Source organism: Pleionea litopenaei, assembly GCF_031198435.1.
GTDB classification, from domain to species: Bacteria; Pseudomonadota; Gammaproteobacteria; order Enterobacterales; family Kangiellaceae; genus Pleionea; species Pleionea litopenaei.
Map to the genome: position 1 here is coordinate 1,351,510 of NZ_CP133548.1, position 23,731 is coordinate 1,375,240.

At 43.7% G+C, this 23,731-nt stretch carries 19 protein-coding genes; 7 read left to right on the forward strand and 12 right to left on the reverse strand.

Annotated elements, in window-relative coordinates; all coding sequences use genetic code 11:
* Positions 1 to 39: 39 nt before the first annotated feature.
* The 5 genes from arfB to astE form a co-directional block, all read right to left on the reverse strand.
* Positions 40 to 459 (reverse strand): alternative ribosome rescue aminoacyl-tRNA hydrolase ArfB, encoded by a 420-nt coding sequence (arfB, locus tag Q9312_RS06005; RefSeq protein WP_309203679.1) that lies wholly within the window; start codon positions 457 to 459, stop codon positions 40 to 42.
* Positions 446 to 709 carry a GIY-YIG nuclease family protein gene (locus tag Q9312_RS06010; protein WP_309203680.1) on the reverse strand — a complete coding sequence of 88 codons (264 nt, stop codon included), beginning with the start codon at positions 707 to 709 and terminating at the stop codon, positions 446 to 448. The genes arfB and Q9312_RS06010 overlap by 14 nt, the downstream gene beginning before the upstream one ends.
* Before the next feature lie 21 nt (positions 710 to 730).
* Entirely contained in the window at positions 731 to 1,576 is an 846-nt protein-coding gene (gene argB, locus Q9312_RS06015) for an acetylglutamate kinase (protein WP_309203681.1), read from the reverse strand.
* A 74-nt stretch (positions 1,577 to 1,650) separates the two neighbouring features.
* A complete protein-coding gene (argC, locus tag Q9312_RS06020; RefSeq protein ID WP_309203682.1) occupies positions 1,651 to 2,709 on the reverse strand; it encodes an N-acetyl-gamma-glutamyl-phosphate reductase in 1,059 nt (352 codons plus the stop codon).
* A gap of 54 nt (positions 2,710 to 2,763) precedes the next feature.
* A complete protein-coding gene (gene astE / locus Q9312_RS06025; protein ID WP_309203683.1) occupies positions 2,764 to 3,786 on the reverse strand; it encodes a succinylglutamate desuccinylase in 1,023 nt (340 codons plus the stop codon).
* 398 nt (positions 3,787 to 4,184) lie between these two features.
* Between astE and astB the strand changes: the two genes are divergently transcribed.
* The 3 genes from astB to Q9312_RS06040 all read left to right on the forward strand — a co-directional run bounded on the left by astB (position 4,185) and on the right by Q9312_RS06040 (position 7,803).
* Positions 4,185 to 5,525, forward strand: a complete 1,341-nt coding sequence (astB, locus tag Q9312_RS06030; RefSeq protein WP_309203684.1) for an N-succinylarginine dihydrolase — start codon at positions 4,185 to 4,187, stop codon at positions 5,523 to 5,525.
* Positions 5,526 to 5,658: 133 nt separating this feature from the next.
* Positions 5,659 to 6,318: a UPF0149 family protein gene (locus Q9312_RS06035; protein WP_309203685.1), complete on the forward strand. Its 660-nt coding sequence runs from the start codon at positions 5,659 to 5,661 to the stop codon at positions 6,316 to 6,318.
* A 177-nt stretch (positions 6,319 to 6,495) separates the two neighbouring features.
* The gene (locus Q9312_RS06040) at positions 6,496 to 7,803 is read left to right on the forward strand and encodes a dicarboxylate/amino acid:cation symporter (protein ID WP_309203686.1); all 1,308 of its coding nucleotides are present in this window, start codon (positions 6,496 to 6,498) and stop codon (positions 7,801 to 7,803) included.
* Positions 7,804 to 7,933: 130 nt separating this feature from the next.
* Here Q9312_RS06040 and Q9312_RS06045 read toward each other — a convergent pair whose 3' ends face one another.
* From Q9312_RS06045 to Q9312_RS06060, 4 genes are all read right to left on the reverse strand, one after another.
* Positions 7,934 to 9,883 carry a S9 family peptidase gene (locus Q9312_RS06045; RefSeq protein ID WP_309203687.1) on the reverse strand — a complete coding sequence of 650 codons (1,950 nt, stop codon included), beginning with the start codon at positions 9,881 to 9,883 and terminating at the stop codon, positions 7,934 to 7,936.
* 22 nt (positions 9,884 to 9,905) lie between these two features.
* Positions 9,906 to 10,553 carry a thiopurine S-methyltransferase gene (locus Q9312_RS06050; protein WP_309203688.1) on the reverse strand — a complete coding sequence of 216 codons (648 nt, stop codon included), beginning with the start codon at positions 10,551 to 10,553 and terminating at the stop codon, positions 9,906 to 9,908.
* A gap of 30 nt (positions 10,554 to 10,583) precedes the next feature.
* The gene (gene sohB / locus Q9312_RS06055) at positions 10,584 to 11,627 is read right to left on the reverse strand and encodes a protease SohB (RefSeq protein WP_309203689.1); all 1,044 of its coding nucleotides are present in this window, start codon (positions 11,625 to 11,627) and stop codon (positions 10,584 to 10,586) included.
* 114 nt (positions 11,628 to 11,741) lie between these two features.
* On the reverse strand, positions 11,742 to 13,985 hold the full coding sequence (locus tag Q9312_RS06060) for an Ig-like domain-containing protein (RefSeq protein WP_309203690.1): 2,244 nt from the start codon (positions 13,983 to 13,985) through the stop codon (positions 11,742 to 11,744).
* 578 nt (positions 13,986 to 14,563) lie between these two features.
* Between Q9312_RS06060 and Q9312_RS06065 the strand changes: the two genes are divergently transcribed.
* The 3 genes from Q9312_RS06065 to Q9312_RS06075 are packed head-to-tail and all read left to right on the forward strand — an operon-like array spanning position 14,564 to position 19,295.
* Positions 14,564 to 16,486, forward strand: coding sequence for a PrkA family serine protein kinase (locus Q9312_RS06065; protein WP_309203691.1), 1,923 nt, complete (start codon positions 14,564 to 14,566; stop codon positions 16,484 to 16,486).
* 23 nt (positions 16,487 to 16,509) lie between these two features.
* A complete protein-coding gene (locus tag Q9312_RS06070; RefSeq protein ID WP_309203692.1) occupies positions 16,510 to 17,775 on the forward strand; it encodes a YeaH/YhbH family protein in 1,266 nt (421 codons plus the stop codon).
* Entirely contained in the window at positions 17,772 to 19,295 is a 1,524-nt protein-coding gene (locus Q9312_RS06075) for a SpoVR family protein (RefSeq protein ID WP_309203693.1), read from the forward strand. The genes Q9312_RS06070 and Q9312_RS06075 overlap by 4 nt, the downstream gene beginning before the upstream one ends.
* Before the next feature lie 49 nt (positions 19,296 to 19,344).
* Here the strand turns inward: Q9312_RS06075 and fadR are convergent, their stop codons facing one another.
* The gene (gene fadR / locus Q9312_RS06080; protein ID WP_309203694.1) at positions 19,345 to 20,106 is read right to left on the reverse strand and encodes a fatty acid metabolism transcriptional regulator FadR; all 762 of its coding nucleotides are present in this window, start codon (positions 20,104 to 20,106) and stop codon (positions 19,345 to 19,347) included.
* Positions 20,107 to 20,717: 611 nt separating this feature from the next.
* Here fadR and nhaB point away from each other — a divergent pair.
* Positions 20,718 to 22,364, forward strand: coding sequence for a sodium/proton antiporter NhaB (nhaB, locus tag Q9312_RS06085; RefSeq protein WP_309203695.1), 1,647 nt, complete (start codon positions 20,718 to 20,720; stop codon positions 22,362 to 22,364).
* A gap of 139 nt (positions 22,365 to 22,503) precedes the next feature.
* On the opposite strand, the gene dnaQ is transcribed toward nhaB, so the two are convergent.
* Positions 22,504 to 23,214, reverse strand: a complete 711-nt coding sequence (gene dnaQ, locus Q9312_RS06090) for a DNA polymerase III subunit epsilon (RefSeq protein WP_309203696.1) — start codon at positions 23,212 to 23,214, stop codon at positions 22,504 to 22,506.
* 68 nt (positions 23,215 to 23,282) lie between these two features.
* A complete protein-coding gene (gene rnhA / locus Q9312_RS06095) occupies positions 23,283 to 23,708 on the reverse strand; it encodes a ribonuclease HI (RefSeq protein WP_435408749.1) in 426 nt (141 codons plus the stop codon).
* Between the last annotated feature and the right edge of the window lie 23 nt (positions 23,709 to 23,731).

Sequence of the window (23,731 nt, forward strand, 5' to 3'; positions counted from 1 at the left end):
CAGCTCATCAACCGTTCCGTAAAGATTCACTAACGAAAACTATTGATCGACCTTTCCTCTCAGTTGTTTGATTTTTCCTTTATGTGTTTTTTGATCCATTCGCTTTGCTTTAGCCGCTCTAGAGGGCTTGGTTTGTCGACGTTCTTTCTGAATTTTAGTAAAGGCTTGAATCCACTCTGTTAGTCTCGAAATAGCAGCCGCATAATTCCGTTCTTGTGTTCGCTCCGATTGAACTTTAATAATAAAAACACCTTCATGAGAAACCCTGTGATCATTCGCGTTGAGTAACCGCTCCTTCAACCATTCGGGCAAGGAAGACGCACGAATGTCAAATCGTAGGTGTATACAGGTAGACGTTTTATTAACTTTTTGACCACCGGCACCACTTGAACGAATGGCATGCCATTCGAATTCATTCGAAGAAATGCGGATGGAGTCAGTAATGTTAAGTTCGGACATAGTTTGCGATCAGTTTTTCTTTTTGCTTCTTAGTTAACGCTTTAATAGCATACTCACGCCGACTGGCCTGACTACGGTCTGAGCAACCTTCTTTATAGACCACTTCTTGTGGCGTTCGCCCTAAAAAATACTTAGCGCCTTGCTTATTCTTATGTTGAGTGAAGCGACGCTCTACATCCGTAGTAATACCCGTATAGAGCGAGCCATCGGTAGCCCGTATTACATAAACATACCAAGATGAATTAACCATGGCTACCTTAAAAAGAGACCATTAATCGAGCGGATCCGTTTTTGCGATCAAGGTTCCAAAACGCCCTTGCGAATTCACGATAGATTGAAATGCTTGAGGGTTCTTACCAGAAATGATTGCAATCGCTCCGACACCTGAGTCGAGCAGCGAAACCGCCTCTTCAACCTTCGGAATCATACCGCCTTGAATAATCCCGTCAGCAATAAGCGTTTTGGCAGACTGTGGCGTAATGCACTTCACTCTTGATTCAGGCTTACTGAGATCTTCAAATACGGCACCGACTTGGGTGGTTAGCAACAACAAATCGGCTTGCAAGGCCTCGGCTATTTTGACCACCGTGGTGTCAGCATTGATGTTAAACACTCGACCATCTTTTGCTACACCTAAGGTTGCAATAACGGGAGTCAAACCCGCATCTAACAATTTGCCCAATAAAGTATGATTGATGCCGGTAACGTCACCGACCTCACCAAAATCGACTGGGCCATCAGCTACACCGGATACGTGCATCGGTGGACGCTTAACCGCTTCAATCATTCGACCCGACGCGCCATGAAAACCAAAAGCATTGACACCTGCTTGCAGCAATGCTGTCGTTAAATCGACATTCACTTCCCCGGCAATCGCTTGTTTGACGACGGCTAAATCTTTATCACTGGTAATGCGTCGTCCGGAAACCTTGTTTGGCTTTAAACCGATTTTTGTTTGCAATCGATTTGTCTGCGGACCACCGCCGTGTAAGACTACAACACGCCAGTTTAAGCTCACTAACTGCTTTATATTTAATGCCAATCCTCGACGTTCGGCATCATCAAGTAAAACATCTCCACCGACTTTCACGACAGCAATTTTATGTTTAACTGACATAGATATTCCTATTGAAAAGTAACAATACTGAGAATATACCTAACTCTGAAAGGCCAGAGTTAGGAAGCTCATTTTTAAGGCCACATTCCCGGAGCATCTAAGCCAAAGTGCATTGGCTTACCAGTCATCAGATTGAAACTTTGTATCGCCTGACCCGCGCCACCTTTGATTAAATTATCAATCGCTGAAGTACAACACAAGGTTTTTACTCCGGTTACTTCATCAATTCGAACGGTAATGCCAATTTCGACACGAGCGGTTCCTGACACCGCCACCACTTCAGGAGATACACCAATTGGCATCACCGTGACCAGCTTGTGATCAGCGTAATAATCTTGATAAATTTTCTGAATGGACTCAGCGTCATGTCCTTCAGGAAGATCCATTTGAGAAACGGCCAAAATCCCTCGTACTAACGGAGCAGAAACAGGAACAAAATCTAAAGCAATTCCTTCTCCTCCTGCAGAGTTTAGGGTTTGAATAATTTCAGAACGATGTTGATGATGCAGTGTTTTGTAGGTTTTTAAATTGTTAACACGAATAGCATGATGTGTTCCCGCTTGAGGCTTAACTCCAGAACCTGAAGAGCCAGTCATCGAAACATTTCGAACATTCACATTCTTTAACAAGCCTGCATTTGCCAGCGGTAATAAACCCATTGCAATTCCTGTTGCAAAACACCCAGGACTTGCAACATGTTGTGCTGATTGAATTTTCTTTTCATTCAGCTCAGGCATTCCATAGACAAAGGTGCCTAAGCGATCAGGGCATGGATGTTCAGGAGCGTAATCTCTCAAATAATCGTCTAGATTCTCCAATCGAAAATCACCCGAAAGATCAATTATTTTAACATCTTCATCAAACAACTCCATGGCCACTTTTGCAGTGATAATATGAGGCATTGCCAAGAAAACAATATCGGCACCTTTCGCACATTCTTTTGGAGAAATATCTTGAAGAACCAAGTCGTCAAACCCAACCAATGCACGATGAACTTTACTAATTGAGTCACCCACATAGTCTTTACTAGAAATTCTCAAAACCTCAACATCATCACGAACTAACAGATGTCTTAAAATTTCCGCAGAACCGTAACCGGCACCGCCGATTATTGAAACCTTAACTTTACTCATTTTAACTCCTCAACAGAGTAAACTCTGTCTGCTGTATCACTAAAAAATAAACTATCAAATATCCGTCTTTTCTACGATCAAACCTGCTCGTTGCCCAATCGGAATTTTCGCGTTAGGGAACACAATTGCTTCGCCATCTTGCTCTACAATATAGCTGTGCTCACCGTCATTGCTTAACTGAAAACCTCGTTTAAAATCGCTGAAATTCTCTAAGTCGTCAGCTATATTCAAACTGAATTCTTCGCTGTGCTTAACCAGTTCTTGCTTTACTGCAAACAAGTTAAAGTCACTATTATCGAATGGCTTCGAATTGACGGCTTCATCTGAAATCAGTTTTGCTAAATTGTCTTCAATTAAAGCGAAGTCTTCTGGATTATTCTCTCCAAATGGTTTCACTTTACCAAGTTCGACCGTAAAGGCATGCGCATTAAACCTATGACTTGAAAAATAGGAAAAGGTGCCTGATGGTTGATGCCCTAAAAGCACCGTATTAATGCCACTGGCCAAAAAGAATTCCAATTGAGGCTTACTCCAATCACGCCCATCAGGAAACGGATAAACCGCAAACTTACTGTACTTGGAGCCTCTTATCGCGGTGTGCAAATCATAATGACGTCGTTCTGTTGCAGTTCCTGCGACAAAAAAATCACTCACCATATTTTCAAGTTGCGCCGCTCGAATTGCTTCATGATGGTTTTTACCAACATGATGACCATTAAACAACCGGTTCATATTTTCAATATCAAATCGCTGCGATAAATTCATCGCTACAGGGTTACCAATGATCAGTAACACGCGATTCCTAACGACCAGATCTTGAGTTAAAATTTTAGCGACCAGTCTGTCGACAATCTCGATAGGCGCGGTTTCGTTACCATGAACCCCTGACGAAATCACGAGATCACATACTCCGCTAGTATCGAATGGTTCAACAAGTAAAATGCCCGAAGCTAACAGTGAAACTTTGGTATTATCATTCACTTTCCACGAAACCACATCAATAGCTTTATTTTCTAACGTTTTCGTCAGTTCTAAAAAGCCTTGTTGAAGCAGAATATTTTTCCAATCTGGTTGCATAATTATTCTCTAGAGCCTTAACAATCAGTTAATTAGCGAATCGACCTTTATTATACTAATTCTCGTAGCCTTTAAAACACCAACCACCATTTATTATTCTATACTTCGCTACTTTCAACGATAAACAGTTACAAAAACTTCAAGTTATCAAGATAAAACGACTAAAAGCTATATTTACTTTTGTTTTACTACTTTAAATGCTAGTCTCTGTGACCGCAGAGCCTGCAAACAGGCTTTATTTATTCTTTCAACCTGCTTTTCTTACACTATACTCGAATAAATTTTTTCATATTTATTCGCTCGATTTAGCAAGCAAATTTGCCCGCTAACGATGTGAGATTTGCAGTAAACTATAGCTAACCCTATCAATTAAAGACCAGTTTTTGAGGATGAGAATTATGAAAGCGTTTGAAGTGAATTTTGATGGCTTGGTCGGTCCAACTCATAATTACGCCGGCTTGTCAGTCGGCAACGTAGCTTCACTCTCGAACGCGGCTCAAGCATCTAATCCTAAAGAAGGTGCCAAACAAGGCCTTCAAAAAATGAAAGCCCTGCATGACTTGGGCCTCAAGCAAGCACTGCTGCCACCGCTTGAAAGACCCGATGTGAATACACTTCGATTGCTCGGTTTCAGCGGCAGTGATGAACAGGTTTTAACGAAAGCCTATCAACAAGCACGTCAGGTATTTGTTGCTACTTGCTCTGCTTCAAGCATGTGGACCGCAAACGCGTGTACTGTATCACCCAGCGCAGATACGCTTGATAAACGCGTACACTTTACCGCCGCTAATTTGTCCAATAAATTTCATCGATCGATTGAAGCCCCGACTACCTCTCGAATCTTACAAAGTATTTTCAGTAACCAAGATTACTTCGCTCACCATCAGCCTCTTCCACAGGGCGATCACTTTGGTGATGAAGGTGCAGCTAATCACACGCGCTTTTGTACCAGCTACGGAGAACAAGGCGTAGAATTTTTCGTCTTTGGTAAATACGCGTTCGACGCATCTCAACCGGCACCGAAAACTTTCCCTGCACGCCAAACTTACGAAGCATCTCAAGCGATTGCGCGCTTACATCAATTAAGAGATGAAAAAACCGTCTTCGCACAACAAAACCCGGCGGTCATTGATCAAGGCGTTTTCCACAACGACGTTATTGCCGTCGGAAATCAAAACGTCCTGTTTTATCATCAGCAAGCATTTTTAAATACCGACCAGGTAATTTCGCAACTCAAGCAAGCCTTTGGCGAATCTCCTTTTCACTTTGTCGAAGTCCCTACAGCAGAGGTCTCCGTCGAAAGTGCCGTAAAAAGCTACTTATTTAATAGCCAGCTTGTCACCCTCGAAAATGGCGACATGGCAATTATTGCTCCGGGAGAATGCCACGAAAACCCAGAGGTTAAAAACTACTTAGACGCATTGGTTGCATCAGACACTCCGATAAAAGAAGTGAAAATATTTGACGTTAAACAAAGCATGAAAAATGGCGGAGGTCCAGCATGCTTGCGCCAACGAGTGGTTCTTAATGAACAAGAACTGGTGCATTGCAATCAGCATGTATTCATGAGTGACGAACTCTTCGCGCGGCTCAATCAGTGGGTAGATAAACACTATCGAGACAGTTTAACTGAAGCTGATTTATGTGATCCTCAATTACTGGTTGAGTCACGACAAGCACTCGATGAGTTGACTCAAATCTTGCAAATAGGTTCGGTGTACCCCTTTCAAATTGCTTAGCACGGCGATAACCAAGCATGGGCTTGCCACTCCCGCGTGGCGGGCTCTTCTGATAAACTAACACATTCACAACAGTCGAATTCACGGCTGACGCATTAACAACTGACGCATTAACAACTATGGCTTACCGACTATGCAACTAATCACTCCTTTAAATGCGCAAGAATTAGATGATCTCGATCAAGCACTGCGTGATCTGCAGGCGATGGACTTATCAACATTCGACGGATTTTGCACTGCGCTGGTAAGCTCTCCAAACTTATTGGGATCCGAGCAATGGTTGCCGCAGGTGTTCAAAGAACACTCACTCGATGATGCTAAGATTGAGGCCATTGTTCCGTTACTCATTCGCCACTTAAACGGGATTGAATCGATTTTATCGCGAGCACCAGAAAAATTTGATCCTTTATTTTTAGAGCGCGATCTACACGACTCTGTCGATGTGATCGTTGAAAATTGGTGTAGAGGATACACCAAAGGCATTGCTTTGAATGCTGAAGATTGGAATAAAGAGCCTGAGTCACTTCAAGCTTATTTGTATCCCATTTTAATTTTTTCAGGAAAGGCCGGCGAAAAAGTTCGTCAACAAAGTGACCGAACACAAATTTTGCAATGGAAGTCAGAAATCGCACCTGCAGCACGTAACCTATATTCTCACTGGTATCAGCAACGAAATAGCTCGGAGCGCTCTAGACAACTACCTTTTACTCGCTCTGAGCCGAAAACTGGCCGCAATGAGCTGTGTCCCTGTGGCAGTGGTCGCAAGTACAAATTGTGTTGCGGTGCGCATTAGTTCGCTATCAAAACGAATACTTTTAGTAAACACAGGGTGAATTAGCCCTCTTTTACCCGTGCAGCAATCCTGATAGTCTTAACCACCATAACTCAACCAAAGACGTTACTCAGATAAGCGGCTGAATGACTTAAACCTCAGTCGAGTAAACTAACAATAATAAATTCAGGACAGATGATGTTTAAACGATTCCAACAGTTGAGCCTCAGCGCTCAAATATTTACCGGTTTGATCGGTGGTGCTGTGTTTGGTTATCTCATGGTTTTGATTGCCGGGATTTCTCCAGACGTTGCCACCGTGATAGACGGGCGACTTGTACCTACCTTTGACGTATTTAAAACCTTATTCATTAATGCCTTAAAAATGGTTGTTGTCCCGTTAGTATTGGTCTCTTTAATTTGCGGGACATCATCGTTGTCAGATCCCTCTAAGTTACGCTCCATTGGTGGCAAAAGCATCGCACTTTATTTGTTGACCACAGCCATTGCGATAACGCTTGCGCTTACACTCGCCTCAATATTTGATCCAGGTGAAGGAGTTGCTTTCGAAAAGGTGCCATTCGATGAAAAAGGCGCCAGCTCTATTTCAGACGTAATTAGTAACCTCGTCACCTCTAACCCGTTTGATGCTTTGGCCAACGGAAATATGCTGCAAATCATCATCTTTGCCATCATTTTCGGCATTGCTATGTCACGAAGTGGCGAGAGCGGAAAGCGCATTGTTGGATTTTTTAATGATTTAAATGAAGTCATTTTAAAGCTGGTAACGATTGTGATGCACATTGCACCCTACGGTGTATTTTTTATCATGGCGAATGTGGTCTACCAAACTGGCGCTGAGGCCATCATTAAACTGGGTGTCTATTTCGTGCTGGTTATGATCACCTTAATCATTCACGCTAGCTTGACCTACTCAACGTTACTGGTGGTACTTGCTCAACTCAATCCGCTGACATTGTTTATTAAAATGCGTCCCGCATTATTGTTTGCCTTTAGTACCGCCTCTTCCGCGGCAACCTTACCGGTCACGATGGAAGTCGCGCGTAAGCGACTCGGTGTTGGCAAAACAACGTCATCATTTACATTGCCTCTCGGTGCCACCATCAATATGGACGGAACCGCTGTAATGCAAGGCGTTGCGACGGTCTTTATTGCTCAGATTTACGGTGGTGACTTAACACTGGCGCAAATGTTGACGGTTGTATTGATGGCAACGCTGGCATCGATCGGTACCGCTGGTGTACCAAGTGTCGGTCTCGTCATGTTAACCATGGTTCTGGATCAAGTTGGCTTACCTTCTGAAGCCATTGGCATGTTACTCGGCATTGATCGTTTATTAGATATGATGCGCACTGCAGTAAACATTACTGGCGATGCGACCGTCGCTTGTATTGTGAGTAACTCTGAAGGCGACTTAGATCGTTCGGTTTATGAAGATCCTCAGGCGGGCTTTGACTTCGAGGACAATTTACCAAAAGCGTCATAGATTCTGAAATATTTCCGATGCCTCAATCTATTTAATCGCAGTAGATTGAGGCGAATCTGAGTATTCTCGGGCTTGAAATAGCTCCTATCGAAGAGTAGCGCTCTTCTTAATCGACAATCCTATTAATTGACTAGAAACCGGAAATTTTAATTTCTGGCAATACCTCTTTGCTGTTAATTCCTAATACTTTACGATAGAAATACAGCTCGGCTTGTAACGCAGAAATAATGGTTTCTCTCTGACGGAATCCATGTCCTTCACCGGCAAACTCTATGTACGCGTGAGGAATGTCTTTCTCGGCAAGTGCAGCAACCATCGCTTCTGATTGAGAAGGAGGAACCACCTTATCGTCGCTCCCTTGCAAAACCAACAGAGGACAAGAAAGGTGTTGTGCATGATGAATGGGAGAACGCTGTTGATAAAGCTCTCTACTTTCTGGATAAGGGCCAACCAGCGAGTCTAAATAGCGCGCTTCAAATTTATGCGTATCACCGGCTAGCGCTTCAAGATCCGCGACGCCGTAACGCGACATGCCAGCTGCAAAGTCATCAGTAAAGGTCAAAGCACACAAGGTTGTAAGCCCTCCCGCTGATCCTCCACGAATTAATAGTCGATCGCCGTCAACCAACTCATCTTCCACTAAATATCGCGCGGCATAAACACAATCATTGACATCACTGACTCCCCACTGCCCTCTCAATGCATCTCGATAAGCACGGCCAAACCCTGTACTCCCAGTATAATTGACATCAACAACAGCAAACCCACGACTGGTCCAATATTGAATCGCCCAATCTAATGTGGTTGTCGTTGCGCCAGTAGGTCCACCATGAGACATAACAATCAATGGAGGTTTCTCGTCGTTTTCCCCTTGATAATTAGGGTTCATAGGCTCATAAAAGTAAGCATGAGCCGCGGCCCCCGTTGCAGAGGTAAAGGTGACAGGCTTAGCCAATGATATCCAATCGTTAGCAACCGGAAGCGCTCCATCGCTGCTGACCGATTCATATTTACCAGACGCAATGTCGAAACAATAAACCGCGGTTGACTGCACTGGAGAGCCCGCGATGAAATACAGGCATTCATTCCCCGAGGGATCATGCCCAAAGTGTAATTGCCCTGGGTAATCTCGGAAGGGTAATTCAAGCAGGGTGACCTTTCCAGTCTCAACATCGATTTCGGCCAGTTGCTGTTGACCTTCTTCGAAAAAGACTAAATACACTCGCTGATCAGGCGTTAGGCAGTAGGTCGAATAGCCAAAGTTCCACATAGGTAGCGCACAATCATTGTCGGTTGGCATTAAAGCATTTAAAACACCATCCCGAAAGGCATACAAATTCCACCATCCAGAGCGGTCAGAAATAAAATGAAGACAGCCATCCTGACTCCACTGAGGTTGCACAACTGACTCTTCAGAGCCCCCACAGACCTGATGTTGAGCACTCAGTGAACCATCAGTTGAGACATCGGCAACCCAAAGCTCAGTTCCATCCCACGGCATTTGTGGATGAAACCACTGAACCCAAGCAAGTCTCTTTCCATCGGGAGAAATTCGTGGGGCAGCATAAAAATCAGCGCCTTCTGCGATAACCGAGAGCTGTTGATTTGCGAAATTAAATACGACGAGTTCGTTGTACACTTGGCCATCTTGATGGCGCTCTCTGACCGCAAAAAGCAGCGTCTCACAGGGAGAGATTGAAAAATCAGCGTATCGGTTTTCTTGGCCTTCTGCAGCGGTATCTGTTAATGCTTGTAACTCGCCCTCAAAAGAACAGCAGTAGAGCGCTTGGCTCTCTCTTTGCGTTAGGATCAAACCACGCTGACAAACTAAAAAGTCCCCTCCGCCATATTCATGGGCTTTAGAACCAACATTGAATGCACTTGGAGAAACAACGTTTGACTGTGTTCCGTCGAAACACACGATAACGCCTTGCCCTTTCAGTTCTGGGCGTGATTCTAACCAGTATGCTTTGCCATCAAAGACTTGCATATGCCCCAGTCGCGTTCCTTTTTCTGCAACCAGCTCTGCGCTGACTTCAGATAACCAACTGCCAAAAGGTGCTGTTTGCTTATTTTTCATAGATGACTCAGTTTCTGGATAGTTAATATTGAATGAAGTAGGTTCCTTGAAAAAGATCCGTCAACCCTTGTTCGCGAAAGCTAGGCTCTTGATCAATGATAGAAGTATAACGTAATTGTTTAATTTCTCGCGCATTTTGATATAGATGTCGAACCTCTTGCTCGGAAACCGCAAAGGGCGGACCCGACATTTCGTCTTGATGGTAATCAAGAGTGATCAGTAACACTCGAAAATCAGGCGGCATAATTTTTTCTAAGTGTTCAACGTAAGACTCTCGCATTGGTTTAGGAAGCGCAATCAGTGCCGCTCGGTCATAGACCTGCCGAGTCTGTTCAAGAGCCGGACTAGAAAGATGAAAGTAATCGCCTTGAAAAATTTCGTAGTCGCCGCCGCGCCAAGCCATCAGATCATTCGCAGGTTCTTTTTCGGTCGCTAAATCACGTTCTTTGAAAAAACTGACGACCGCCGTTTCCGATAACTCTACCCCGAGTACTTTATGTCCCTGCTCAGCCAGAAACACCATATCGAGAGACTTACCGCATAAGGGAACGAATACGGGTCCTGAATCAAAACACTCGTCTTTATAGCGCTGTAGTAATGGATGCGGCGCACTCAAATGAAAGCCTATTTGTTGTTGCTGCCATTTATTTAACCAAAACTCATGCTCCATTATTTCTCCTACAAACCGCGAATATACCGGTTACTTATAAAATTTTTGCGACTCTCCGCGATACCATAGATTGAGAAGCGCATTGTGCGAGGCCTTCAACAAAGAGATAGGCAAACGCTCAGATAATGGCTTTTTAATCTCATACTTAACTTTAAACACGGTCTTGTCTTTTGCTGCTTTCAAAATAATATCGTCGCTGGTAATGACTTGATCAACCAAACCTAACTCTAATGCTTCGCGTCCGTACCAATGTTCACCCGTAGCTACTCGATCAATGTCCAGTTCTGGTCGGTTTTCGGTAATAAAGGCTTTAAATAATTGATGGGTATTTTCTAGATCTTCTTTAAATTTTTCTCGAGCTTTATCAGTGTTTTCACCAAACATGGTTAAAGTACGTTTAAATTCACCCGCGGTGTGTTGTTCAAAGTCAACTTTATTCTGTTTAAGCAAACGGCTAAAGTTTGGTAGCTGGCCTAGCACACCAATCGAACCAATAATTGCAAATGGTGCTGAGTATATTCGATCAGCAACACACGCCATCATGTAACCACCGCTGGCCGCAACCTCATCAACGGCAACATTCAGTTTTATTCCGCGAGATTTTAACCGCTGTAATTGTGATGCTGCTAAACCATAACTGTGGACCATGCCACCAGGACTCTCTAAACGAACCAAAACCTCATCGCCTTGCTCAGCAACGCCAATGATCGCCGATAACTCTTCTCGTAAGTTTTCGACTGCTGAGGCTTGAACATCCCCGTTAAAATCCACAACAAAAAGACGCTCAGAGGCCACGTCTGTCGATTGAGGCTCTTCCTTTGCTTGTTGTTTATGCGATTGCTTTTGCGCTTTCTGAAACTGTTTAAAAGCCTCTTTATCCATGATTTCTTTGCGCATATCGGTTTCAAGTTCACTTAACTCTTCAGATAAGTTAGTGATTGTTATCGAACCTGGATGCTGCTGAGACTTAGATTTGCTTCCGGCACTAACAATCGCACCAATAATGACGATAATCGCAATTACCAAAGTCACTGCCTTGGCTAAAAACAGACCGTATTCAATTAAAAATTCCAAAAGTGACCTCCAGCTTAACTACCGTCGCTAACTACTTGAATGAATATCTATAACTAATAAAAAAAATGCCCTCGCCCCTAAAGGCGAAGGCATTGTACCTAACTCTCTGGGAGATTAGTCAAGTAATGATGGATCAGTAACCATCACACCATTACCGCCGCTGCCAATAAAGGTAGCGGTTTGTACTCGCATTGCATTCGCGGCTGCAGGTACATCACCCGATAGCACGGTACCGTGCGTACCTTGGTTGAAACGTGACAATAAACGTCGACCGACAACCGTTTCACCAGGATTCGTTGCTTGAACTGGAGTCAAGTCAAGGTAGAAAGCCAACGGATCAGTGCCCGCCAACGGTGATGTTGGAGAGTTGTTTGGTACGACCGTATCACCTTCAACACGCATCAACAGAGTCGGGATATCGTTGGATACCGCAACACCAGTGGTGTTGATTGGATCACCTGAATCAACGACGGTTTGTGCCGCAAATAAAAATTGCGGATAAAGCGCTGCAAATTCAGCAGAGCCTACATCGACACCTGCTCCAGCAGCGACACCGGCGCGAACCACAGGACCAAAGGTTTGTGACGCGTCCAGCAATCCAGCAATACCACCGCCAGGAACCGCTAACACCGATGACTCAATCACTGGTGAAGTCACCAACTGAGGAGCCGCAATATTAGCAACGTCATCAGCGTAAGCGACAAAATTAGACCCTACGATTCCACCCAAAGAAATACCAAAGAAAGAGACTTTGCTTGGGTTGAAGTCAGGCGTTGTATCACCATCGTAGTCCATCGCAGGGATAGCGTTCTTTAACGTTAGCAAGTCCAATACACCTTGACGTAAGTTATCACGCGAAGTAAGCAGGCTTTGCAGATTGATGAAGTGCGCGCCTGAGCTGTCGACCGTGCCATCAGGACCTGGGGCGCTAGTGCCGTTATCGACGAAATCAACTCCGAACGTACGCTCTCGCGTTGTACCTGGTGCATAGTTTTCGAAAATACCAATCAAACCACCCGATGCTAGTTGTAGTCCTTGATGCACGGCGTTGTCTTCTGCAATGCCGTGTAACGGAAGATCCATCGCAATGACGGCAGTACAAGTCGGTGCCGCTGCCATGGTATCGGCCAACGCTAACATTTGGGTACGGTCGCCAGTAATTCCATGTTGGAAAATGGTGACAGGCCAGCCTTCAGCCGGTTTAGTACATGAACCCGCTTGAGAAACAAAAGCTTCATTGGGTACCGACAACATTAAAGGCACAGATTCAACCGAGTTTAATTGAGGAAGAGAGTTAACGTAGGTCACATGACCGCCAGCCAATGGGTTCGCCATCATGCCACCTTGGCCATCAGGAACCATATCGGCACCTTTCCAGAAGCCATTGATGGGCCCAAGTGGATTCTCTTGAGTTTGAGTCTCCAGTAAATAGTTTAAGTTGATTGAACCCTTGTATAAATGCGCAGCTCCCACTTGAGTAAACGGCAATGTGGTTGTCATCAAAGAGCTAAACGAGGTAGCCGGATACTGAGGCGTTGTCGGGAAGCCAGGCGTTTGACCTGATGGGTCAAAATAACGTAATCCAAAGTCAGCGTAGAAAGCCTTTGCTGAGCCCATTACTGCTCCAACAGATTGCGTGGTAAACGCGAAACTCACCACAATTGAGTCTTTGTTCACGCCTGCCGCAGCCGCCAAGTTCTCATAGGTGCGCAATAAGGTTTGCACCGGTGCTAAAGCCGGGTTTGAGGTGTCTACGTCAGAAGATGCAACTTGATACAGGCCATCTTCAAGAACCGCTTCACCGTTAGAGTCGGTGACGCCATTAGTAACGACCACCAAATAGGTGCTACGAGGACTTAATGGTTTGGTCGGAACAATCGCAATGGTCGAGCCTTGCGCAACGGCAGCGTATTCTGACGCAGGAACTTCACCAACCAAGTTGTAAGGCGCAAACGTTGGCGATGGGCCAAATAACGGATTGTTGTAATCGGTGTCGGCAAGTACTTCAAACACTCGTACGGTTGAACCACCAACCACGCTGGCTTGGCTAATGGTTACACTGCTGTCTTCATTGAAGAAGCTTACTGAAATGGGTGCGACTGTTGACCAGCCATCTAATGCAGACACTGCATTCAGAGGATCGCCATAATCATTAGGGTCGGCAACTGGCACATTGAGAGTTAGATCAGTGGTTCCACTGAACAGTAAATCATTCGGTAACGGAACCGAACCGGTCGCAGGGTTATATACCGCAAACGTTCGGATGGTGCCATTATCAGGCTCAACCGTCTTATCGCTACTACACCCCGCCAGCACCAGACTCCCCAGGGCCAACATTCCTAGCGTGAAATTTTTCATTTAACTCTCCCAGTCAGGCACATTGTTTGTTTTAAATACAAATTTATGACATCGTCAAATTTCGGTTAAGAAACAAGCAACTGCGCTATTTTTGTTCTATTTTTGACATAATCAAATTATTATCCGATACCAATGCTAACCACACTTGAAAACCAACGCAAGTGGGCAGACCAGTTTATTTGCAATACTCCCCAACTTCTTGAATAAATTAGAGTTTATTGAAATTTCTTAGCTACATTCTATTTTGCATTGCACAAATTCATCGATTTTCCGATCTTCTTTCCAATTTAATTGGTAGCGGTCAAATCCTTGTCGAAACAATACCAAAAATTTATATCATTCACCTTTTAAAAACCCATTTATTCACTATGCTTAAAGTAAAGGTTGAGGTAATGCATTGACTGGTTGATTATCCAACTAAAATGTTGCGTAAAACGTCGGAAAAATCCCGACCGACAACAGTCAGATTTGCATCCAAAAAACAATCATAAAAAATAAACCAGTGAGTCAGACATTGAAGGAGAAAACGTTTTTAAAGGCGCGTTAACGCGCGTAACAATCAAGTACAGAGGTGTGACATGAGCATTTTTGATAAATATCAGCAACGCTATGAGGACCACCAACAAGAGGAATACTCACTGCAAGAGTACCTCGAGCTGTGTAAAGAAGACCCAATGGCTTACGCATCTTCTGCTGAACGAATGCTCCATGCCATTGGCGAGCCCGAATTGATCGATACTGCGCACGACCCTAGACTCTCCAGAATCTTTTCAAATAAAGTTATTGCTCGCTACCCCGCGTTTAAAGAATTCTTCGGCATGGAAGATGCCATTGAGCAAATTGTTTCTTATTTCAAACACGCTGCGCAGGGTCTCGAAGAACAGAAACAGATTCTTTACTTACTGGGTCCGGTTGGAGGTGGCAAATCGTCACTCGCAGAGAAACTCAAAAAACTGATGGAAGCCTTTCCCATTTACGCGATCAAAGACTCCCCGGTATTCGAATCACCGATGGGTCTGTTTGACCCATTTGAAGATGCTCAGATACTGCAAGAAGAGTACGGCATTTCATCCCGCTATTTAAGCAAGATAATGTCCCCTTGGGCCGTTAAACGATTGAACGAGTTTGGTGGCGACATTTCAAAATTTCGCGTGGTGAAACTTAAGCCTTCGATACTCAACCAAATCGCCATCGCTAAAACTGAACCTGGCGATGAAAATAATCAAGACATTTCAGCGCTCGTGGGTAAGGTTGACATACGAAAGCTTGAAGCCTTTGCTCAGAATGACGCGGATGCCTACAGTTACTCCGGCTCCCTTTGCCGAGCAAACCAAGGCATCATGGAATTTGTCGAAATGTTCAAAGCTCCGATAAAAGTTTTGCATCCACTACTAACAGCAACCCAAGAAGGCAACTACAACAGTACCGAAGGCTTATCAGCTCTTCCTTTTGAAGGAACCATTTTGGCTCACTCTAACGAATCTGAGTGGCAAAGTTTCAAAAACAATAAGAATAATGAGGCGTTTCTTGACCGCGTTTACATTGTTAAAGTGCCCTATTGTTTACGGGTCTCTGAAGAAATGAAAATTTACGACAAGTTACTACTAAATAGTTCATTGTCAGAAGCCCCCTGCGCTCCTAGCACCTTGAAGATGTTGGCACAGTTCAGTGTTCTTTCGCGCTTGAAAGAACCTGAAAACTCAAGCATCTACTCAAAAATGCGTGTCTACGACGGCGAAAGTTTAAAAGACACCGATCCAAAAGCAAAGTCTTATCAAGAGTATCAAGATTACGCGGGTGTCGATGAAGGGATGACCGGATTATCAACTCGCTTCGCCTTTAAAATTTTATCTCGCGTATTTAATTTCGACCAAACAGAAGTCGCCGCAAATCCAGTGCACTTATTGTATGTACTTGAACAACAGATTGCGCGAGAACAATATCCTCAAGAAATACACGATCGCTACTTAGAACACATCAAAGGATTTTTAGTCCCTAATTACATCGAGTTTATCGGCAAAGAGATCCAAACCGCTTACCTAGAGTCTTATTCAGAATATGGGCAAAATATCTTCGACCGCTACGTCACCTATGCTGACTTTTGGATCCAAGATCAAGAATACCGAGATCCAGAAACGGGTGAAAACTTTGATCGAGCATCGCTCAATGAAGAGTTGGAAAAAATTGAAAAACCCGCGGGTATTTCAAACCCGAAAGACTTTCGTAATGAAGTGGTTAATTTTGTACTTAGAGCAAGAGCGAACAATCAAGGCAATAATCCTAACTGGACCAGCTATGAAAAACTTCGCACCGTCATTGAAAAGAAAATGTTTTCAAATACGGAAGATTTACTTCCCGTTATTTCTTTCAGCGCCAAAGCCTCTGAAGAAGATAAGAAAAAACACGAAAACTTTGTTTCTCGGATGGTCGAAAAAGGTTATACCGAAAAACAAGTTCGCCTACTCTGCGAATGGTACTTACGTGTTCGTAAAGCATCTTAAAAAATTAGCAGGGGTATACGATTATGGCACAGCTTATCGATCGGCGACCGAATGCGAAGAACAAAAGTACCGTCAATCGACAGCGCTTCATTAGGCGATATAAACAACAAATAAAGCGCGCGATCACTGACCAAATTGGTCAACGCAGTGTCACCGATATGGAACAAGGAGAAAAAATATCGATACCTGCGAAAGATATTAAAGAACCGACTTTTCGCAGTGGTGACGGCGGAGTAAAACAACGTGTTTATCCAGGAAACAAAGAATTTGTCCCTGGCGATCAAATTAAACGTCCGCCTCCCGGAGGCGCGGGTCAAGGTGGACGACGAGCCAGTGACGATGGTGAGGGACAAGATGATTTTCTCTTTGAAATTTCAAAAGATGAATATCTTGATATATTATTCGATGATCTCGAGTTGCCGAACCTAAAGCGCAACCAGTTAAAAAAGATGACCAAAACGCGTTCCGTTCGAGCTGGATATACTACCGATGGAGTACCAACCAATATTAGTATTGTGCGATCGCTTAAATCTGCAATGGCACGTCGAATTGCACTTTCAGCAAGCCCTAAGAAACGCCTGCAAGAATTACAGGCGGAATACGACCAGCTCGTCGATCAAACGCCTCCTCCCACTCAGCGTTTAAACGAACTTAAAGATGAGATAGCCTTACTCGAAGAAAAAATTAAGAAAATTCCATTCATTGATACGTTTGATCTTCGTTTTAATAATTACGCTAAACGTCCAGATCCGACGTCACAAGCTGTCATGTTTTGCGTTATGGACGTATCAGGATCCATGGACCAAGCAACGAAAGATATGGCCAAGCGCTTTTACATTCTACTCTATCTATTTTTAACTCGGAGCTACAAAGATGTGGATGTTGTATTTATTCGACATCACACTCAAGCCAAAGAGGTCGATGAGCAAGAGTTTTTCTACTCTCAAGAAACTGGAGGAACGATTGTATCGAGTGCTCTGAAGTTAATGGATAAAATAATTAAAGAGCGTTATCCGCTTGATCAATGGAACATCTACGCAGCGCAAGCCTCCGACGGCGATAACTGGAATGATGACTCTCCACTGTGTAAAAAAATTCTTAGCAAAGATCTACTACCCGCCGTACGATATTTTGCGTATGTTGAAATTACTCAAAGAGACCATCAAAGCCTTTGGCATCAATACGAGTCATTACTTGGGCAGTTTGACAATTTCGCCATTCAACACATTACTCAGCAAAGTGATATCTATCCTGTTTTTAGAGAGTTTTTTAGGAAGCAAGCCGCATGAGTAAAAAGAAAGCGCAACCCATATCAACATCTTCAGATTGGACGTTCGAGCTGATTGAAGAGTATTACGCCGCCATTGAAAAAACAGCGGCGAAATATAAGTTAGACACATATCCCAACCAAATTGAACTGATCACCGCTGAACAAATGTTAGATGCCTATGCAAGCGTTGGCATGCCTATCGGTTACAACCACTGGTCTTTTGGTAAGCACTTTATTAGCAATGAGCAACAATATCGACGTGGTCACATGGGGTTGGCCTATGAAATTGTGATCAACTCGAATCCATGCATTGCTTATCTAATGGAAGAAAATACCATGATGATGCAGGCCTTAGTTATGGCTCATGCTTGTTTTGGTCATAACTCCTTTTTCAAAGGGAACTATCTATTCAAAACATGGACCGACGCAGAGGCCATAATTGACTATCTGTTATTCGCAAGAAACTATATATCTGAGTGTGAGAGACGCTATGGGATTGACCAAGTAGAATCGCTACTCGATGCCTGTCATGCTCTCATGAATTATGGGGTCGACCGATACAAACGCCCCTACCCAATATCTATGCGTGAGGAGAAACGTCGTCAGAAAGAACGGGAAGAATTTTTACAGTCACAAGTTAATGATTTATGGCGAACCATTCCTAAAAAAATACCCAAGTCAGAATCTTCAGGAGGCATTCGTTTTCCTAGTGAACCACAAGAGAACATTCTTTATTTCATCGAGAAAAACGCGCCGCTTTTAGAGCCTTGGCAACGTGAAGTTGTGCGTATAGTAAGAAAAATTGGTCAATACTTTTACCCTCAACGTCAAACTCAAGTTATGAATGAAGGCTGGGCTTGCTTCTGGCATTACACATTAATCAACGACCTCTACGATCAGGGATTGGTTACCGATGGCTTTATGATGGAGTTTCTACAAAGTCACACCAATGTCGTCTATCAACCTGGTTTTGACTCGCCCTATTTCTCTGGTATCAATCCCTATGCACTGGGCTACGCAATGATGCAAGATATCAAGAGAATCTGCGAAAACCCTGAGCCAGAAGACAAAGAATGGTTTCCTGATATTGCTGGTTCAGACTGGCAAAAGACCTTAGATTTTGCGATGCGCAACTTCAAAGATGAAAGTTTTATTGCGCAATTTTTATCACCAAAGCTAATGCGCGACTTTAAACTCTTCTCCATTCTAGACGACGATAAAAAAAACACCTTAAATGTTGAATCTATCCATAACGAATCTGGTTATCGAGCGATTCGCGAATTGCTATCTAACCAATACAATTTAAGTATGAATGAGCCGAATATTCAGGTTTACAGCGTCAATATGCGTGGGGATCGAAGTATTACTTTACGTCATACGCAGCACAATCGAGTACCCCTTGCTGACACCAAACACGAGGTGCTCAAGCACTTGCATCAGCTCTGGGGCTTCCCGGTTATTTTAGAAAGTGTTGATAGCGATGGGAAAGTGACCGATTCAGATATCGTGCCCGATGTTGAAAACAAAAAAACCGCTTAAAGTTTCCTTCAGCGGTTTTCAAACTCTTAGTTTCGACTGAACGACTCGCTTAATTGTCGTCTTCTAAATCACTCAGGGCATTTAAACGTTCGCGCATTTCTTGCCAGATTTTTCCTGACTCATGACCATACTGCCAAAGCTTCTCAATTAACAATTCTATGTCGCCCGACTGTATCACTGGCGTCAACTCAGAATAGAAGTTCTTGGCTAATTCTCGTGCACGAATATCACTGAAATAATACTGACCAATACGGTAGTAAATCGGTTTAAAGCCGTTCAACATTAGCGTGTAAACTGGGTTACCTGCCGCCAGCGTCGAGTTGTGATGGAATGACCAATCGAAATCAATATAGGCATCGGCGTTGTCTTCAAGCGTGGCTACGCTCTCGAGCAATTCAATGACTTTTTCAGGATTACTTTTAACCGCTAACCGAAGATAAATCGCACTCATATTGGTTCGCGCGTTTAATAGTTGATCGGCAATGGTTAAAGAGCCTTCGTCATCGAGTCGTACAATGGTGTCTAAAATATTGAGACCAGCGGTTTCCCAAATATTATTCACCTGCGTTGGTTTGCCGTGTTGAATGGTTAACCATCCATCGCGAGCAAGCCGCTGCAAGACTTCTCTCAAAGTCGTGCGAGTAACTCCGATCAAGTCTGACAATTCTCGCTCAGCAGGAAGAATACTCCCAGCGGCAAACTTACCGCGCCATATCGACTCAACGATATATTGTTCCGCAAACGCCGCAGGACTTTTTGCCTTTATTGGCGTGGTCATGTGGTAAGTCACTTTGTTTTGATTATCAGTCATGATGAGGTCTTCTGTCTGTGTTTTTGTTCACTGCAACATTCGCTCCACTGCAATTATTTATCAGTTCTTGCATATCCCTGACAGAGCGGCACTGTTACTTAAAAATTCGTAGCTAATGTCTTTACATTTTTTATTCGTACACGTCAGCGATACTTTCTAACGGCATTGACTCTTTGCACTACTAAAACATTCTACCTAATTGCTCTAATTAATTGCTTTACCTGACTGCTCTACTTAAGGGCACAGCCTTCCAGCAACTATTAACAGCAACTATAAACAGCAATCAACCGACGTTTTGGTAGCACATTTTCATGCTCATCATGCCCATCTAAAAAAGCGTCTTCAAAGAGACGTTTTTCGCTGGTTGGTTACTTTGATCTTGAAACTGGTCTGAGTTCTAACCTGACAGCAAGGATAACGCGAAAGGGGCATGAAGAAAAGCTTCAAAGCGCGGATTCTTTAGACGTTTTTGCACTTTAACGCTTTGCTAGGATTATCGCCTTGGTATTTCCCCTGTGCAAAGTAAAGAAAACAGTCTAAAATCGAATTATCGTCGTAGTTGTATGAATTTTAACGAAAAATTAAAAAGGTTATAAAATAGGACTGAAATAATGGCAAACGCGATTAGAGCGGCATTTTTAGACAATTTTCTCGGAAACGCACCTGACTGGTATAAACTGACCATTGTTACCTTTCTGGTCATCAATCCCATCGTGTTCTTTGGCGCAGGAGAAGCTGGCTCGACCATTGCGGGATGGCTGTTGATAGTTGAGTTCATTTTTACACTGGCCATGGCCCTCAAGTGTTACCCTCTTCAACCCGGTGGCTTGCTAGCCCTTGAGGCCATTTTTATCGGACTCACCAGCCCAGATACCGTGATGCACGAAATAGAGTCAAACCTTCCAGTTATCTTGCTTTTGGTATTTATGGTCGCGGGTATTTTCTTTATGAAAAGCTTGTTGCTGTTTACCTTTACTAAGATTTTACTCGGCGTCAGGTCAAAAGCTTTGCTTTCATTACTGTTCAGTGCCGTTGCAGCCATTCTCTCTGCATTCCTTGATGCTTTAACCGTCACTGCGGTAGTCATTGCGGTTGGTGTCGGCTTTTATGGTATTTACCACAAAGTAGCCTCAGGAAAAAAATTCCATCACGATCATGATCACAGTGACGACAAAGAAGTTAATGATCATCATCGCGACGATCTTGAAAGCTTTCGCGGTTTCTTACGTAGCTTGTTAATGCACGCAGCGGTGGGTACTGCACTCGGAGGTGTATGTACTCTAGTCGGCGAACCACAAAACTTACTCATTGCAGAAAGAGCTAACTGGGGCTTCGGTGAGTTCTTTATGCGCATGGCTCCAATTACCATTCCTGTATTATTTACCGGATTAGCCACGTGCTATTTTCTTGAGAAACTCAAATGGTTCGGGTACGGCGAAGAAATACCTGACAACGTGCGAAGCGTGATGGAAGAGTTTGCCAAAGCTGAAGATGAAAAACGTACCTTGCGAGATAAAGTGGCTCTCGTCATGCAAGGTGTTGTTGCAATTTGGCTGGTCATTGCCCTTATGTTTCACCTTGCAGAAGTCGGCTTGATCGGCCTTTCAGTCATTGTACTTGCGACTTCATTCACCGGCATTATTGACGAGCACAGTATTGGCAAAGCGTTTGAAGAAGCCTTACCCTTCACCGCGTTGCTGACGGTGTTCTTTGCGATTGTAGCCGTAATAGCAGATAACCAACTGTTTGCTCCAATTATCTCTGAAGTCTTGAAAATGGAAGGCACAGGTCAAGTTGCCATGTTTTACGTGGCCAACGGTGTATTGTCGATGGTGAGTGACAATGTATTCGTCGCCACTGTCTATATTAATGAAGTAGCGAAAGCAGCGTTAAATGGAACCATTGATCGCGATACCTTCGATATGTTGGCCGTTGCCATCAACACCGGCACTAACATTCCAAGTGTTGCGACACCTAACGGTCAAGCAGCCTTTTTGTTCTTACTAACGTCAGCGCTAGCGCCACTGATTCGTCTCTCTTACGGACGTATGGTGATCATGGCATTGCCCTACACGATTACCATGAGTACGGTTGGTTTAGCGATGGTGTTGTTCTCACTCCGGCCATCCACCGATGCTATGTATGAAAAACACATCATTAATCACCATGACTTGCAAAGTCTGTGTAAAAGCATGCAAGGGGAATGGAAACAAGATCGTTGCGTGATGCAAACCAAACAAAAGTCATCGGGACATTAATTTACCCCAAAAAAGTTAGACCAATAAAAAAAGCGGCTTTAGCCGCTTTTTTTATATTTTAGAACAATCAATCTCTTAGAACAGTCAAACTCCTAGAACCATCAACCTCTTAGATCAATCAAACTCTAGGACTAAAAACTTAACTCACATTATCCCAAATAACTTTTCCGGCAATGTCACGAATTTTCTCCATTTTTGCAACATGGTCGGCTTGCTCTTGCTCATTGGCGCGAATAACTTTTAACGGCGTGGACCGTTTTAATCGGCGAATACCGGCATTCTGCTTACCCGCATTTAAAAAGTCTTGATGAGAAGATAACGTCAACGAGGTTTGCCCCCCCGTCATCAACAAGTAAACATCCGCTAATATTTCTGAGTCGAGTAGAGCCCCATGCAACGTTCGGTGCGAGTTATCAATACCAAATCGGCGACATAACGCATCGAGGTTATTTTTCTGCCCAGGAAACATTTGTCGCGCGAGCACTAAGGTGTCTAACACGCTGCAATAGTCTTCCATTTTGCCCAACCCACGATCGAGACATTTCAGTTCCCAATCTAAAAAGCCAATGTCAAATGGGGCGTTATGTATGACTAATTCTGCTCCGTCAACAAAGGCTAAAAAATCATCGGTAATTTCGTTAAAGCGAGGTTTGTCGTCAAGAAATTCATTGGTGATACCATGCACATCAATTGCCCCCTGGTCGATCACTCGATCGGGTTTTATGTACTGATGATAATGTCGCCCGGTCAACTTTCGATCAATCAGTTCGACGCACCCAATTTCGATGATCTTGTGACCCTGAGTCGGTTCTAAACCAGTCGTTTCTGTATCCAATACCACTTGACGCATAATGTCTCGCTATTTATTACAACACGCAATTTCGAAGAATGAGAAGCCACTGACTTCCCTTCAAGTTATTATTGATTGCTTAACTCAATCACACCTTTGTTGGCCAATTCATCGGCAATTTCATTTTCACGATGACCGCTATGTCCTTTTACCCAATGCCAGTTGACTTGATGACGTTGTACCAGCTCATCTAATTCACTCCATAAATCAGCATTTTTAACGGGTTTCTTTGCTGCGGTTTTCCAACCCCGCGCTTTCCAATTGTCCATCCATTCAGTAATACCCTTGCGAACATATTGAGAGTCGGTTGTTAACTCGACCTGACAGGGTCGCTTTAGCGCTTTGAGCCCTTCAATTGCTGCAGTCAGTTCCATTCGATTATTGGTGGTTTCTGATTCGCCACCGTACAACTCTTTTTCATGCTTTCCTGAACGCAATAATACGCCCCACCCTCCTGGACCGGGATTTCCTTTACATGCGCCGTCTGTAAACATTTCTATTGTTTGCAAATTATCCA

What these genes read in the sequence shown, in the direction of transcription:
- arfB (WP_309203679.1), bottom strand. Translation starts at nt 459, where the DNA reads ATGTCCGAACTTAACATTACTGACTCCATCCGCATTTCTTCGAATGAA.
- Q9312_RS06010 (WP_309203680.1), bottom strand. Translation starts at nt 709, where the DNA reads ATGGTTAATTCATCTTGGTATGTTTATGTAATACGGGCTACCGATGGC.
- argB (WP_309203681.1), bottom strand. Translation starts at nt 1,576, where the DNA reads ATGTCAGTTAAACATAAAATTGCTGTCGTGAAAGTCGGTGGAGATGTT.
- argC (WP_309203682.1), bottom strand. Translation starts at nt 2,709, where the DNA reads ATGAGTAAAGTTAAGGTTTCAATAATCGGCGGTGCCGGTTACGGTTCT.
- astE (WP_309203683.1), bottom strand. Translation starts at nt 3,786, where the DNA reads ATGCAACCAGATTGGAAAAATATTCTGCTTCAACAAGGCTTTTTAGAA.
- astB (WP_309203684.1), top strand. Translation starts at nt 4,185, where the DNA reads ATGAAAGCGTTTGAAGTGAATTTTGATGGCTTGGTCGGTCCAACTCAT.
- Q9312_RS06035 (WP_309203685.1), top strand. Translation starts at nt 5,659, where the DNA reads ATGCAACTAATCACTCCTTTAAATGCGCAAGAATTAGATGATCTCGAT.
- Q9312_RS06040 (WP_309203686.1), top strand. Translation starts at nt 6,496, where the DNA reads ATGTTTAAACGATTCCAACAGTTGAGCCTCAGCGCTCAAATATTTACC.
- Q9312_RS06045 (WP_309203687.1), bottom strand. Translation starts at nt 9,883, where the DNA reads ATGAAAAATAAGCAAACAGCACCTTTTGGCAGTTGGTTATCTGAAGTC.
- Q9312_RS06050 (WP_309203688.1), bottom strand. Translation starts at nt 10,553, where the DNA reads ATGGAGCATGAGTTTTGGTTAAATAAATGGCAGCAACAACAAATAGGC.
- Q9312_RS06060 (WP_309203690.1), bottom strand. Translation starts at nt 13,985, where the DNA reads ATGAAAAATTTCACGCTAGGAATGTTGGCCCTGGGGAGTCTGGTGCTG.
- Q9312_RS06065 (WP_309203691.1), top strand. Translation starts at nt 14,564, where the DNA reads ATGAGCATTTTTGATAAATATCAGCAACGCTATGAGGACCACCAACAA.
- Q9312_RS06070 (WP_309203692.1), top strand. Translation starts at nt 16,510, where the DNA reads ATGGCACAGCTTATCGATCGGCGACCGAATGCGAAGAACAAAAGTACC.
- Q9312_RS06075 (WP_309203693.1), top strand. Translation starts at nt 17,772, where the DNA reads ATGAGTAAAAAGAAAGCGCAACCCATATCAACATCTTCAGATTGGACG.
- fadR (WP_309203694.1), bottom strand. Translation starts at nt 20,106, where the DNA reads ATGACTGATAATCAAAACAAAGTGACTTACCACATGACCACGCCAATA.
- nhaB (WP_309203695.1), top strand. Translation starts at nt 20,718, where the DNA reads ATGGCAAACGCGATTAGAGCGGCATTTTTAGACAATTTTCTCGGAAAC.
- dnaQ (WP_309203696.1), bottom strand. Translation starts at nt 23,214, where the DNA reads ATGCGTCAAGTGGTATTGGATACAGAAACGACTGGTTTAGAACCGACT.
- rnhA (WP_435408749.1), bottom strand. Translation starts at nt 23,708, where the DNA reads ATGTTTACAGACGGCGCATGTAAAGGAAATCCCGGTCCAGGAGGGTGG.